The organism is Delftia sp. CH05 (assembly GCF_009827015.1).
GTDB lineage: Bacteria > Pseudomonadota > Gammaproteobacteria > Burkholderiales > Burkholderiaceae_C > Comamonas > Comamonas tsuruhatensis.
In genome coordinates this window covers 96,389-109,721 of record NZ_WUMG01000003.1, presented here as the reverse complement: position 1 = coordinate 109,721, position 13,333 = coordinate 96,389, and the positions used below count along the sequence as shown (strand labels likewise).

At 68.5% G+C, this 13,333-nt stretch carries 10 protein-coding genes; 6 read left to right on the top strand and 4 right to left on the bottom strand.

The genetic code is table 11. The features are described from left to right. Positions 1–37: 37 nt before the first annotated feature. The 3 genes from GRX31_RS04070 to GRX31_RS04060 form a co-directional block, all read right to left on the bottom strand. Positions 38–1,180 carry a pyridoxal-phosphate-dependent aminotransferase family protein gene (locus GRX31_RS04070; RefSeq protein ID WP_160851587.1) on the bottom strand — a complete coding sequence of 381 codons (1,143 nt, stop codon included), beginning with the start codon at positions 1,178–1,180 and terminating at the stop codon, positions 38–40. Between the two features lie 102 nt (positions 1,181–1,282). Then, positions 1,283–4,576: a carboxyl transferase domain-containing protein gene (locus GRX31_RS04065; RefSeq protein ID WP_160851586.1), complete on the bottom strand. Its 3,294-nt coding sequence runs from the start codon at positions 4,574–4,576 to the stop codon at positions 1,283–1,285. A 16-nt stretch (positions 4,577–4,592) separates the two neighbouring features. Continuing rightward, positions 4,593–6,188, bottom strand: a complete 1,596-nt coding sequence (locus tag GRX31_RS04060) for an AMP-binding protein (protein WP_160851584.1) — start codon at positions 6,186–6,188, stop codon at positions 4,593–4,595. 159 nt (positions 6,189–6,347) lie between these two features. On the opposite strand from GRX31_RS04060, the gene GRX31_RS04055 reads away from it, so the two are divergent. After that, the gene (locus tag GRX31_RS04055) at positions 6,348–7,070 is read left to right on the top strand and encodes a TetR/AcrR family transcriptional regulator (protein ID WP_013804427.1); all 723 of its coding nucleotides are present in this window, start codon (positions 6,348–6,350) and stop codon (positions 7,068–7,070) included. Positions 7,071–7,096: 26 nt separating this feature from the next. After that, the gene (locus tag GRX31_RS04050) at positions 7,097–8,380 is read left to right on the top strand and encodes a branched-chain amino acid ABC transporter substrate-binding protein (RefSeq protein ID WP_160851582.1); all 1,284 of its coding nucleotides are present in this window, start codon (positions 7,097–7,099) and stop codon (positions 8,378–8,380) included. A 41-nt stretch (positions 8,381–8,421) separates the two neighbouring features. On the opposite strand, the gene GRX31_RS04045 is transcribed toward GRX31_RS04050, so the two are convergent. Then, positions 8,422–9,147 carry a YggS family pyridoxal phosphate-dependent enzyme gene (locus tag GRX31_RS04045; protein ID WP_160851580.1) on the bottom strand — a complete coding sequence of 242 codons (726 nt, stop codon included), beginning with the start codon at positions 9,145–9,147 and terminating at the stop codon, positions 8,422–8,424. Between the two features lie 37 nt (positions 9,148–9,184). Between GRX31_RS04045 and GRX31_RS04040 the strand changes: the two genes are divergently transcribed. The 4 genes from GRX31_RS04040 to GRX31_RS04025 all read left to right on the top strand — a co-directional run bounded on the left by GRX31_RS04040 (position 9,185) and on the right by GRX31_RS04025 (position 13,170). Continuing rightward, entirely contained in the window at positions 9,185–10,228 is a 1,044-nt protein-coding gene (locus tag GRX31_RS04040) for a type IV pilus twitching motility protein PilT (RefSeq protein ID WP_016450723.1), read from the top strand. A 31-nt stretch (positions 10,229–10,259) separates the two neighbouring features. After that, positions 10,260–10,892, top strand: coding sequence for a cyclic nucleotide-binding domain-containing protein (locus GRX31_RS04035; RefSeq protein ID WP_016450724.1), 633 nt, complete (start codon positions 10,260–10,262; stop codon positions 10,890–10,892). A gap of 129 nt (positions 10,893–11,021) precedes the next feature. Next, on the top strand, positions 11,022–12,158 hold the full coding sequence (locus GRX31_RS04030) for a PilT/PilU family type 4a pilus ATPase (protein ID WP_016450725.1): 1,137 nt from the start codon (positions 11,022–11,024) through the stop codon (positions 12,156–12,158). A 100-nt stretch (positions 12,159–12,258) separates the two neighbouring features. Then, on the top strand, positions 12,259–13,170 hold the full coding sequence (locus tag GRX31_RS04025; RefSeq protein ID WP_016450726.1) for an NAD(P)-dependent oxidoreductase: 912 nt from the start codon (positions 12,259–12,261) through the stop codon (positions 13,168–13,170). Positions 13,171–13,333 lie beyond the last annotated feature (163 nt).

The following is a 13,333-nucleotide window of genomic DNA, read 5'->3' as shown; positions in this document are numbered from 1 at the left end:
AGGGCTCTTTCAATGCAATGTTTGCAGCGGGTTCGGTTCACGCCTTGGCGGGGACACCGATGTCGTCCAGCGCTTTGGCGATGTGGCCGACGGTGCGGTCCACGTTATGCCATTTTTCCAGGCCGAACAGGCCGATGCGGAAGGTCTTGAAGTCCGGGCCTTCGTCGCACTGCAGGGGCACGCCCGAGGCGGTCTGCAGGCCGGCTTCCATGAACTTCTTGCCGCTCTGGATGCCGGGGTCGGTGGTGTAGCTTACGACCACGCCAGGGGCCTTCCAGCCCTCGGCCGCCACGCTGGGAAAGCCGCGCGACTCCAGCAGGGCGCGCACCTTGGCGCCCAGGGCGATCTGCTCGTCGCGCACCTTGGCGAAGCCGTAGGCGCGCGTCTCCAGCATCACGTCGCGCAGGCGGACCAGGGCGTCGGTGGGCATGGTGGTGTGGTAGGCGTGCTGGCCTTTTTCGTAGCCCTCGGCGATCTGCATCCACTTCTTGAGGTCGCAGGAGAAGCTGGAGCTTTGCGTGTGCTCGATGGCTTCGCGCGCGCGCTGCGAGAGCATGACCATGGCGCAGCACGGCGAGCTGCTCCAGCCCTTTTGCGGCGCACTGATCAGCACGTCCACGCCGGTCTTTTCCATGTCCACCCACATGGCGCCCGAGGCCACGCAGTCCAGCACGAAGAGCGCACCCACCTCGTGCGCGGCATCGGCCACGGCGCGCAGGTAGCTGTCGCTGAGGATGATGCCGCTGGCCGTCTCCACATGGGGCGCGAACACGACCTTGGGCTTCTCGGTGCGGATGGCGGCGGCCACGTCCTCGGCCGCGCAAGGCGCCCAGGGGTCCTGGCTGCCCGGGCCCTGGCGGCGGGCCTTGCAGACCACGGAGCCACCGCCCAGGCCACCTTCCTCGAAGATCTGCGTCCAGCGGTAGCTGAACCAGCCGTTGCGCACGATGAGCACCTTTTCGCGATTGGCGAACTGGCGCGCCACGGCCTCCATGCCGAAGGTGCCGCTGCCCGGCACCAGCACGGCCGTGTGGGCGTGGTAGACCTCCTGCAGCGTGGTGAGGATGTCCTGCATCACGCCCGCGAAGCGCTTGGACATGTGGTTGAGCGCGCGGTCGGTGTAGACCACCGAGAATTCGAGCAGGCCGTCGGGATCGATATCGGGCAGAAGTCCGGGCATGGGAAGGTCTCCAGAGGCAGCGGGGCCCGCTTGAGCGGGCCCGCCATCGTGTTCGTCGAAAAGAGGATCAGCTTAGCACGCCGCCTGCAGCGTTTTCAGGGCCTACCAGGTGTCCACGAAGCCCGCCTGGGCGGGTGCCACGCGCGCCCCCGCCAGGCCGCGCGACAGCCAGGCGCGCGTGTCGGCGGGGTCGATGACGGCGTCGATCTCCAGCGTGCCGGCCATGTGCATGGCCTCGCCGTGGGCGTACTGCTGGGCCAGCAGCCGGTCGAACAGAGCGTTGCGTTCGGCGCCCTCGGGCAGGGCCTGCAGTTCCTTGCGAAAGCCCAGGCGCACGGCGCCTTCCAGACCCATGGCGCCGAACTCGCCCGTGGGCCAGGCCACGTTGAACACCGGCGCATGGAAGCTGCCCGCCGTCATGCCCATGGCCCCCAGGCCGTAGCCCTTGCGCAGCACCACGCTGAAATACGGCACGCGCAGCTTGGCCGCCGTGACGAACAGGCGGCTGACATGGCGCACCTGGGCGGTCTTCTCGATCTCGGGGCCGACCATGAAGCCGGGCGTGTCCACCAGGCTCACGATGGGCAGGCCATGGGCGTTGCACAGCTGCATGAAGCGCGCGGCCTTGTCGGCCGCATCGGCGTCGATGGCGCCGCCCAGGTGGGAGGGGTTGTTGGCCATCAGCCCCACGGGCCGGCCTTCGATGCGCGCCAGCGCCGTGTGGATGCCTGCGCCAAAGCCCGTGCGCAGCAGCAGCAGGCTGCCTTCGTCCACCAGATGCGCCATGGCCGCACGCGTGTCATAGGCACGCAGCCGGTTCTCGGGCACCACATGGCGCAGGGCGCGCGTGTCGGGCGCGGTCCACTCCGTGGTGCGGCCCTGGAAGAACGAAAGATAGTGGCGCGCTGCAGCCACGGCCTGGGCCTCGTCCTCGACCAGCACGTCGATCACGCCATTGGCATGCTGGATGCCGCTGGGTCCTATCTCTTCAGGGCGGAACACGCCCAGGCCGCCGCCCTCGATCATGGCCGGCCCGCCCATGCCGATGCAGCTGGCGCGCGTGGCGATGATCACGTCGCTGCAGCCCAGCAGGGCTGCATTGCCCGCAAAGCAGCGGCCGTGTGCAATGCCGATCACCGGCACCTGGCCCGACAGCGCCGCATAGGCCGCGAAGGTGTGCACATGCAGGCCGGCGACCACGGGCGTGTCGGTATCGCCGGGCCGCCCGCCCCCGCCTTCGGCGAACAGCACCACGGGCAGCTTCTGGGCCAGCGCAATGCCCAGCATGCGGTCGGTCTTGGCATGGTTGCGCGCGCCCTGGGTGCCGGCCAGCACGGTGGCGTCATAGGCCATGACGACGGCGCGCGAGCGCTCCTGGCCGAACTGCGCGCCGTTGATGGAGCCCATGCCCGTGACCATGCCGTCGGCCGGCGTGTTGGCGATCAGGTCGTCCATGCTGCGCCGGCGCGTCTGCGCGGCAATGGCCAGCGCGCCGTACTCGATGAAGCTGCCCTCATCGCAAAGATCGGCGATGTTCTCGCGCGCGCTGCGGCCGCCCTGGGCATGGCGTTTGGCCATGGCCTCGGGCCGGGCGGTGTCCAGCGTGAAGGCATGGCGGTCGATGACGCGGCGCAGGTCGGCGCGGATGTGGTCCGGGTCCTGGGCGATCTGCTGCGCGCGTGCGTCGGCCTGCACGCCTTCGGCGGCGGCCAGCACCAGCAGGGGCTGGTCCTGGGCCACATAGGCACCGGCCTCGGCCAGCCGTTGGGTGATGGTGCCGGCCTGCGGCGCCAGCAGAACATGCTCCATCTTCATGGCTTCGAGCACGCCCAGTTCGGTGCCTGCGGCTACGACATCGCCCACGGCCACGCTCCACTGCACGATGCGCGCGGGCATGGGGGCCGTGAGGGCGCCTTCGGGGACCGGCGCGCCAGCAGCCTCGTCCGCCACCGGAACATCGGCGGCCACAGCCGTGCGTTGCGCGCCTTCGGCCAGCGCCTGGGCGTCCGCCACCAATTCGGGAAGGGCCTCTTCAAGCCAGCGTGTGTGCACGGCCTGCGACGCCATCTCGGGCCGGCCGGCCAGCGCCTGCAGCAGCGGCAGGTTGGTGGCCAGCCCGTCGATGCGGCATTCGTCCAGCGCGCGGCGTGCGCGGCGCAGCACGTCTTCGAAGCGCGGCCCGCTGCTGTGCACGATGAGCTTGGCCAGCAGCGTGTCGTAGTGCGGCGAGGGGCTGGCGCCCGCCACCGCATGCGTGTCGATGCGGATGCCGGGGCCGGCCGGCCACTGCAATGCGCCTATGCGTCCGCTGCCGGGGCGCGAATGGCCTGCGGCATCCAGCGTCTCGGCATTGATGCGCCACTGCATGGCATAGCCGCGCGGCGCGGGGGGTGTCCTGGCATCCAGGCCCAGCTCGCCCAGGTGATCGCCCGCCGCAATGCGGATCTGGGCCTGCACCAGGTCGATGCCGAAGACTTCCTCGGTGATGGTGTGCTCGACCTGCAGGCGCGGGTTGGCCTCGATGAAGACATAGGGCAGGGAGTCGGAGGCGGCATCGACCAGGAATTCGAAGGTGCCCAGGCTCTCGTAGCCGATCTCGGCGGCCATGCGCAGCGCGTCGCGCGTGATGCGCTCGCGCAGCGGCTGCGCCAGGCTGGGGCTGGGCGCGATCTCCACCAGCTTCTGGAAGCGCCGCTGCAACGTGCATTCGCGCTCGCCCAGCGCGATGGGGCCTGCGCCGCCGTCGCCCAGGATCTGCACCTCGATATGGCGTGCGCCCGTCATCAGACGCTCCACATAGACACCGTCCACGCCGAAGGCGGCGCGCGCCTCGCTGCGGCAGCGCTCGTAGGCAGCGGGCAGGTCCTCGGCGCGCGCCACGGCGCGCATGCCGCGCCCGCCGCCGCCGCCGATGGCCTTGACCATGATGCCGCTGGCGCCCCCGGCCTGCTGCGCCTCGAAGAAGGCCTGGGCCTGTTCCAGCGTGACGGCCTCGCTGCTGCCCGGCATCAGCGGCACGCCGCAGCGGCGCGCCAGATCGCGTGCGCGGGCCTTGTCGCCCAGCAGCGCCAGATGGGCGGGTGCAGGGCCGATGAAGCGCAGTCCCGCGTCGGCGCAGGCCTGGGCAAAGCCGGCGTTCTCGCTGAGAAAGCCGTAGCCCGGATGGATGCCGTCGCAGCCGTGCTCGCGCGCAATGCGCAGCAGGTGGGCGCCGTCCAGGTAGGCCGAGGGGCCGCTGGCGTCCAGGGGCACGGCTGCATCGGCAGCGGATACATGGGGCGCCTGCGCATCGTCTGCGGCAAAGACGGCCAGGCTCGGCACACCCAGCTCGCGCAGCGCGCGCACGATGCGCAGCGCGATCTCGCCGCGGTTGGCTATCAGGATCTTCTGGAACATGGGACTTCGGTCTTTCTCATTGATCGCGCAGCAAGCGACGCAGCACCTTGCCCGCGCCGGTGGCGGGCAGCGCCTCGATGAAACGCACCTCGCGCGGCGCCTTGTAGCTGGCCATGTTCTCGCGCGACCACTGCACCAGGTCCTCGGCCGCGATCTGCTGGCCCGGCCGCGTGACGATGAAGGCGCGCACGACCTCGCCCTTTTGCGGGTCGGGCACGCCGATCACGGCGGCCTGGGCCACGGCCGGGTGCTTGATGAGGATGGCCTCCACCTCCTCGGGGAAGACGCTGTAGCCCGAGACCTTGATCATTTCCTTGAAACGGCCGATGAAGGTCAGGTAGCCCTCGGCGTCCATGCGGCCCATGTCGCCCGTGTGGACCCAGCCGTTCTTCAGGGTCCTGGCCGTGGCCTCGGGCTTGTTCCAGTAGCCCTTGAAGTTGCCGGGGCCGCGGATGGTGATCTCGCCCACTTCGCCGGCCGGCAGGGGCTCGCCGGTCTCGGGATCGATGATGCGCACCTCGTTGCCGGGCAGCGGCTTGCCGTGCGTGCCCCAGCGGATGGCATCGCCGGGCATGGTGGTGTCCATGGTGTGGGTCTCGCTGAGGCCGTAGGCCGCCTCGCTGGAGATGCAGTTCGGGGTGAAGCGCCTCCACTGCCGCGCCAGCTCCTCGGTGTAGGCAATGCCGAAGCTGGTCACCGTGTTGCGGCGCAGCGCGGAAAAGTCCATGGCCTCCACGCCCGGCAGCTGCATCACGGCCACGTTCATGGGCGCGATGCTGTACCACCAGGTCACGCGGTAGCGCTCCAGCGCCTGGGCCACGGCCAGCGGGTCGAAGCGGTGCAGCAGCACGCAGGTGGCGCCGCTGTGCACGGGCATGTTCACGCCCATGGACATGCCGGCAATGTGATAGAGCGGCGCCACGGCCAGCAGCATGTCGCCGGCGTTCACGCCCGTGGCGCTGGAGGCGCCGGCCGTCTTGCTGGCCGCGTTGCCGTAGCTGAGCATGGCGCCCTTGGGCAGGCCCGTCGTGCCCGAGGTATAGGTCATCAGCGAGACATCGTCCATGGCGACATCGACGGGCACGGGCTTGGCGCCGCTGTGCATGACATCCCAGAACGATTCCACGCCCTCGGGCAGCGGCTGCACGGGGGCCTGCAGTTCGGGCGGCAGCGCCAGCGTGGCCGATTCAGGAAGCCAGTCGCCATAACGCACGGCCAGCACATGCCTGAGCGCCGTGCTGGCGCGCACCTTGTCCACCACGGGCAGCAGCACATCGGCCGCGACGATGACGCGGGCCTGGAGGTCATCGAGCTGGTACTGCAGCTCATGCTCCTTGTTCAGCGGCCCGCAGGGGCAGACGATGGCGCCGATCTTCTGGATGCCGTAGTGCGCCACGATGTACTGCGGGCAGTTGTTCATGAACAGCGCCACGGGCTCTCCCCGGCCCACGCCCAGCGCCTGCAGCCGCGCGGCAAAGGCGTCGCTGGCCGCATCCACCTCGGCCCAGCTGATGTGGCGGCCATACCAGATGTAGGCGTCGCGGCCGGGGTGGTTGCGCGCATTGCGGCGCAGGGCCTCATGCAGGGGAATGAGGGTCTCGGAATCCGCCATGCTTGTCTCCTGGGTGTCTGGCCATCCCGGAACCAGTCCTAAGGGATAGCCTTGATTTGTTTTGGGGTCCAGCGGCTTGCCAATATATACCCGCTGGTAGAACATTGCTACCCATCGGTATAACCATCGCAGCCACCGACGCGACACGAGATTTCCCGCATGCCCAAGCCCCCTGTCACCCCGCGCGGCCGCCAGCGCCTTCCCACGGCCGGCTCCGATGAAAAGCGCGAACGCATCCTCAAGGCGGCCGAGGCCCTGTTCGACCGCAACGGCTACGCCAACACCACGATGGAGCAGATCGTCCAGGCCCTGGGCGTGACCAAACCCTTCGTCTACTACTACTTCCGCAACAAGCAGGAGATCTTCGAGACCCTGTGCTGGGCGCCCACCGAGGCCTGCTTCACGGTGCTGGACTTCGCGGCCGACGATGCGCGCGCCGCGCACGAGAAGGCCGTGGACGGCCTGCAGCGCCTGATCGCGGCCACCATTGCCCACTACCCTGCGGCCTTTTTTCCCTACCGCGAGCCCCAGGCGTTCAGCCCGGCGTACATGAAGGCCTCGCGCACGCTGGCGCGCCAGTTCTACCGCCAGTTCTGCGCGCTGCTCGAAGAAGGCCGCGCCAGCGGCCACCTGGACTTTCGCGAGACACGCATCACCGCCCAGGCCGCCTGCAGCCTGCCGGGCTTTCTCTACAACTGGTACCGCCCCGGCGGCCGCCTGGGCACGGCCGAGATGGTGGCCGAGCTGACCGAGCTGGCCAGCCGCGTGCTGGGCCTGCGCACGGCGCCAGCCACCGCGCCCGAAGCCATTGCCGCATCCCCCGCGAAAAAGACGCCTGCACGGCGCAGCCGGCCCCGGGCCGAGCCGCCCGGCAAGGACTGACGACCATTCCTTCGAGGAGACAAGACATGCCGATCCGCCGCCATTGCATCCGACGATATTCCCAGCCATCCATGGCACTCGCCGCCGCCCTGCTGTGCAGCACGGCCACCCACGCCCAGGGAACCGACAGCTTCAAGATCGCCTTCATCGACCCGCTGTCCGGCCCCTTCGTCAGCACGGGCGAGCTGATGCGGGACCACGTGCAGTACGCGGTCGAGGACGTGAACGCCAAGGGCGGTCTGTTCAACGGGGCGAAGCTGCAGCTGCTGCAGTTCGACAGCAAGCTCTCGGCCCAGGAAAGCCAGGCCGCGCTGCAGGCGGCCCTAGACCAGGGCGCGCGCGTGGTGGTGACCGGGGGATCGGGCTCGTCGGTGGTGGCAGCCCTGGTGCAGGCGGCCTCGCGCCACAACCAGCGCAATCCGGGCAAGGAGGTGCTGGTGCTCAACCACTCCTCCATCGACCCCGAGCTGACGGGCAAGGCCTGCAGCTTCTGGCATTTCATGTTCGATGCCAACACCGCCATGCGCATGCAGGCGATTGCCAGCTACATCAAGACCCAGCCGGGCATCCGCAAGGTCTACCTGCTCAACCAGGACTACGCCCACGGCAAGCAGTGGGCGGCCTACGGGCGCCAGATGGTGAGCGCGGCCCGGCCCGATATCCAGTTCACGGGCGAGATGCTGCACCCCATAGGCCGCGTCAAGGACTTCGCGCCCTACGTGGCCAAGATCAAGGAAACGGGTGCGGACTCGGTGATCACGGGCAACTGGGGGCAGGACCTGACCCTGCTGCTCAAGTCAGCGGCCGACTCGGGCTATGACCTGCGCTACTTCAACCACAGCGCCGGCGGCATGCCGGGCACGGTGACATCCTTCGCCCAGACCCGCATCGGCCAGCTGACCTGGGTGGCCGAATGGCACCCAGGCCAGGCCGGCCGCCCGCTGGCCGACGCCCGCGCCCAGGAATACAAGGCCCGCATGGGCAAGGACTTCCTGGCCCCGCGCATGGACCTGGTGCCGCGCATGCTGGCCGCCGCCATGGCCAAGGCACAGTCCACCGAACCTGTGAAGATCGCGCTGGCCCTGGAGGACCTGCAGATGGACACCGTGGTCGGCCCCGTGCGCATGCGCGGCAAGGACCACCAGCTGCTGCTGCCCCAGGTGGTCAACACCATCGCGCCCGTGGATGGCAAGCTGGTCAAGACCGGCTGGGAAGGCACGAACTACGGCTTTCGCACCGACGCCGTCTACACGCCCGAGCAGGTGGAGCTGCCCACGGACTGCCAGATGAAGCGGCCCGGCAGCCGCTGAGGCTGAGGCTGAGGCTGAGTATCCCGCCAGCTACGCCCCGCTCAGCGCGGGGCGTAGTTTCTCTGGCCGAAGATGCCGCTGCCCACGCGCACCATGGTCGATCCGGCGGCCACGGCCGCTTCCAGGTCGCCCGTCATCCCCATGGACACCGTGTCGAAGCGCTCCAGCCCCGGCAGGCCGCTGCCGCGGATCTGCGTGAACACGGCCGTGGCGCGGGCATGCACCTCGCGCTGGGCCTCGAAGCCCGGCACATCGTCGGGAATGCTCATCACGCCGCGCAGCACCAGGCGCGGCAGCTGCACGATGGCGGCGGCCAGCTCCAGCGCCTGCTGAGGCGCCACGCCGGCCTTGGTCTCACCGCCATCCACGTTCAGCTGGATGCAGACCTGCAGCGGCGCCAGGCCTTCGGGGCGCTGGGCCGACAGGCGTTCGGCGATCTTCAGGCGGTCCACGGTCTGGGCCCAATCGAAATGCTCGGCCACCAGGCGCGTCTTGTTGCTCTGGATGGGGCCTATGCAATGCCATTGCAGGGCCTCGCCGCCCGGCAGGCCCATGGCGCGCACGGCGGCGATCTTGTCCACGCCTTCCTGGATGTAGTTCTCGCCAAAGCTGCGCTCGCCGGCCAGCACGGCCTGGCGCACGGCGTCGGGGCCGAAGGTCTTGGAGACGGACAGCAACTGCACCGAGCCGGCCGCCCGGCCCGCCTGCGCGCAGGCCGAGGCAATCCGTTCGTGAATCTGTTGAAGCTTGTTTTCAATCGTCGTCATAATTGCCGCCAGCGTACCAAACGAGGGAGCGAACTCCGTGGACATCACCCAATTGCTGGCTTTCAGCGTCAAGAACAAGGCCTCCGACCTGCACCTGTCCGCGGGGCTTCCGCCGATGATCCGCGTGCACGGCGATGTGCGCCGCATCAATGTCGATCCGCTGGACCACAAGACGGTCCACGCCATGGTCTACGACATCATGAGCGACTCCCAGCGCAAGGCCTACGAGGAGTTCCTGGAGGTGGACTTCTCGTTCGAGATCGAGGGCCTGGCGCGCTTTCGTGTCAACGCCTTCAACCAGTACCGGGGCGCGGCCGCCGTCTTCCGTACCATTCCCAGCAAGATCCTGACGCTGGAGCAGCTCAACGCGCCGCGCATCTTCGCCGACCTGGCCCTGAAGCCGCGCGGCCTGGTGCTGGTGACCGGCCCCACGGGCTCGGGCAAGTCCACCACGCTGGCCGGCATGGTCAACCACCTCAACGAGACCGAGTACGGCCACATCCTGACGGTGGAGGACCCCATCGAATTCGTGCACGACTCCAAGAAGTGCCTGATCAACCAGCGCGAGGTCGGGCCGATGACGCAGTCGTTCTCGGCCGCCCTGCGCTCGGCGCTGCGCGAGGACCCGGACGCCATCCTGGTGGGCGAAATGCGTGACCTCGAAACCATTCGCCTGGCCATGACCGCGGCCGAGACGGGCCACCTGGTCTTCGGCACCCTGCACACCTCCAGCGCCGCCAAGACCATCGACCGCATCATCGACGTCTTCCCGGCCGAGGAAAAGGAGATGGTGCGCGCCATGCTTTCCGAATCGCTGCAGGCCGTGATCTCGCAGACGCTGTGCAAGACCAAGGACGGCCAGGGCCGCATCGCGGCCCACGAGATCATGCTGGGCACCAGCGCCATCCGCAACCTGATCCGCGAGGCCAAGGTGGCCCAGATGTACTCCACCATCCAGACGAGTCAGAATGTGGGCATGCAGACGCTGGACCAGAACCTGACCGATCTGGTGCGGCGCAACCTGATCAGCCCGGCCGAAGCGCGCGCCAAGGCCAAGATACCGGACAACTTCCCGGGCTGACCGCCACCGGCCCAGCCTCTCGCCACGCGCCATGAAAAGCATTTTCCGCAAGCTGCGAAGCGGCCAGGACCCTTCGGCCCCGGCCTCCGAGTCGGCCTTCTTCACGACCACGCTGGCGGCGCATGGCTTCATGGACCCGCACACGCCTCCCGTTCCCTGGGAGGCGCGCGCCATCGAGGTGGGCGCCACGCGGCTGCCGCGCGGCAGCGTCACCCAGCTGGAGCAGCTGTGGTCGCGCGACCGTTACCTGGGCCAGCTTGACGCCGCCAGCCTGCACCGGCTGAGCGAATACTTCATCTACGCGGCCGTGGCGCCGCAGCGCGACGTGATCCGCCAGGAGGAGAACGGCAGCTTCATGGCGGTGGTGCTGTCCGGCCAGATCGCCGTGGAGCGCCAGCAGCCCTGGGGCGAGCGCATGCGCCTGGCGCAGACACGGCCCGGCGACATCCTCGGCGAGATGTCGCTGCTCGACGGCGGGCCGCGCTTTTCCAGCTGCACCACGCTGACCGACTGCGAGATCGGCGTGCTCAGCGCCGAGGCGCTGGACGAAATGATGGTCAAGGATGCCGCGCTGGCCGCCAAGCTGATGGCGCTGCTGGCGCGCAAGCTCTCGTTCCGGCTGCGTGCCATCAGCGTGCGCCTGGGCGAGGAGCAGCACACTTAGATGGCGAATGAGTCGGCGAATGAGTCGAATATGAGGACGCCTGGCCCATCCGGGCCGGACCGGACCACCTGCACATAACAAAACAACCTGCGCGCCACGACGGCGCGCAATGCCCGGGGGAATACGGCAATGGAAAGAGATCAGGCCACCAAGTTCATCAACGACCTGCTCAAGCTCATGGTCAGCCGCAACGGCAGCGACTTGTTCATCACGGCGGAATTCCCGCCGGCGATCAAGATCGACGGGCGCATCACCAAGGTGTCGCCGCAGCCGCTGTCGCCGGTGCACACGCTGACGCTGGCGCGCTCCGTCATGAGCGACAAGCAGATCGCCGATTTCGAGCGCACCAAGGAGTGCAACTTCGCCATCTCGCCGCCGGGCATAGGGCGCTTTCGCGTCAACGCCTTCATCCAGCAGGGCCGCGTGGGCATGGTGATGCGGACGATTCCGCTGGCCCTGCCCACCATCGACAGCCTGGGCGTACCCCAGGTGCTCAAGGAAGTGACCATGACCAAGCGCGGCCTGTGCATCCTGGTCGGCGCCACGGGCTCGGGCAAGTCCACCACGCTGGCCGCCATGGTGGACTGGCGCAACGAGAATTCCTACGGCCACATCGTGACCATCGAGGACCCCATCGAATTCGTGCACCCGCACAAGAACTGCGTGGTCACGCAGCGCGAGGTGGGCCTGGACACGGACAGCTGGGAAGCAGCGCTCAAGAACTCCCTGCGCCAGGCACCGGACGTGATCCTCATGGGCGAAATCCGGGACCGCGAGACCATGGAGCACGCCATCGCCTTCTCGGAAACCGGCCACCTGTGCCTGGCCACGCTGCACGCCAACAGCGCCAACCAGGCGCTGGACCGCATCGTCAACTTCTTCCCCGAAGAGCGCCGCCCGCAACTGCTGATGGACCTGTCGCTGAACCTGCGCGCCATGGTCTCCCAGCGCCTGCTGCCCAAGCAGGACAGCAAGGGGCGCGTGGCCGCCATCGAGGTGATGCTCAACTCGCCGCTGATCTCCGACCTGATCTTCAAGGGCGAAGTCACCGAGATCAAGGAGATCATGAAGAAAAGCCGCAACCTGGGCATGCAGACCTTCGACCAGGCGCTGTTCGACCTGTTCGAGTCCAACCTCATCACCTACGAGGATGCCCTGCGCAATGCGGACTCGGTCAACGACCTGCGGCTGCAGATCAAGCTGGGCAGCCAGCGCGCCAAGTCGCTGGACCTGGCGGCGGGCACCGAGCATTTCGCCATCGTCTGAACGCGCCTTCAGCGCGCCGAGCCGGGACACCGGCTCCTTCCAGGGCCGCACACCGCGCGCCCCTGCGCCACCCGCTCCCACCACCTCTCAGGAATCCCCCATGTCCGACTCCTCCATCGCCGCCCGCAGCTATGCGGCCATCGCTCCCCTCTCCGTAGCCTTCCTGGGGCTGGGCGTCATGGGCTATCCCATGGCCGGCCACCTGGCCACGGCAGGCCACCGCGTCACGGTCTACAACCGCACGCAGGCCAAGGCCCGCGCCTGGTGCGAGGAGTTCAACGGCGGCCATGCGGCCACGCCGCGCGAGGCCGTGGCCGGCGCCGACATCGTGTTCAGCTGCGTGGGCAATGACGATGACCTGCGCTCGGTCGTGCTGGGGCCGGACGGCGCCTTCGCGGGCATGCGCCGCGGCGCCATCTTTGCCGACCACACGACGGCATCGGCCGAAGTGGCGCGCGAGCTGCATGCGGCCGGGCTGGAGCTGGGCCTGCAGTTCATCGACGCGCCCGTCTCGGGCGGCCAGGCGGGCGCCCAGAACGGCCAGCTCACCGTGATGTGCGGCGGTGACGAGGCCGCCTTCGCCACCATGCAGCCCGTGGCCATGGCCTTCTCGCGCGCCTGCACGCTGATGGGCGACAGCGGCGCCGGCCAGCTCACCAAGATGGTCAACCAGATCTGCATCGCCGGCCTGGTCCAGGGCCTGTCCGAGGCCATCGCCTTCGGCCAGCACGCGGGCCTGGACATTCCTGCCGTGCTCGACGTCATCGGCAAGGGCGCAGCCCAGAGCTGGCAGATGGACAATCGCGGCCGCACCATGGCCGAGGGCAAGTTCGACTTCGGCTTTGCCGTGGACTGGATGCGCAAGGACCTGGGCCTGGTGCTGGCCGAGGCCCAGCGCAACGGCGCCCGCCTGCCCGTCACGGCCCTGGTGGACCAGTTCTATGCCGATGTGCAGCAGATGGGGGGCAGGCGCTGGGATACCTCCAGCCTCATCAAGAGGCTCACCCCCTGAGCGGCTTACGCCGCTTCCCCCTCTCTACTTGCTTCGCAAGGGAGGGGGACGACACCATCGCTGCGGGGCGGCCCTTGCTTGGTGTCCCTGGCTTTAGGCCCTGCCAGATTCAAGTGCTATGCCCTGAGGAACGAGATCTTCCTATGTCCAAAACAAAAAGCCG

Coding starts and splice junctions, on each gene's coding strand:
- GRX31_RS04060 (WP_160851584.1), bottom strand. CDS start 6,188: ATGGCGGATTCCGAGACCCTCATTCCCCTGCATGAGGCCCTGCGCCGC.
- GRX31_RS04030 (WP_016450725.1), top strand. CDS start 11,022: ATGGAAAGAGATCAGGCCACCAAGTTCATCAACGACCTGCTCAAGCTC.
- GRX31_RS04025 (WP_016450726.1), top strand. CDS start 12,259: ATGTCCGACTCCTCCATCGCCGCCCGCAGCTATGCGGCCATCGCTCCC.
- GRX31_RS04065 (WP_160851586.1), bottom strand. CDS start 4,576: ATGTTCCAGAAGATCCTGATAGCCAACCGCGGCGAGATCGCGCTGCGC.
- GRX31_RS04070 (WP_160851587.1), bottom strand. CDS start 1,180: ATGCCCGGACTTCTGCCCGATATCGATCCCGACGGCCTGCTCGAATTC.
- GRX31_RS04045 (WP_160851580.1), bottom strand. CDS start 9,147: ATGACGACGATTGAAAACAAGCTTCAACAGATTCACGAACGGATTGCC.
- GRX31_RS04055 (WP_013804427.1), top strand. CDS start 6,348: ATGCCCAAGCCCCCTGTCACCCCGCGCGGCCGCCAGCGCCTTCCCACG.
- GRX31_RS04035 (WP_016450724.1), top strand. CDS start 10,260: ATGAAAAGCATTTTCCGCAAGCTGCGAAGCGGCCAGGACCCTTCGGCC.
- GRX31_RS04050 (WP_160851582.1), top strand. CDS start 7,097: ATGCCGATCCGCCGCCATTGCATCCGACGATATTCCCAGCCATCCATG.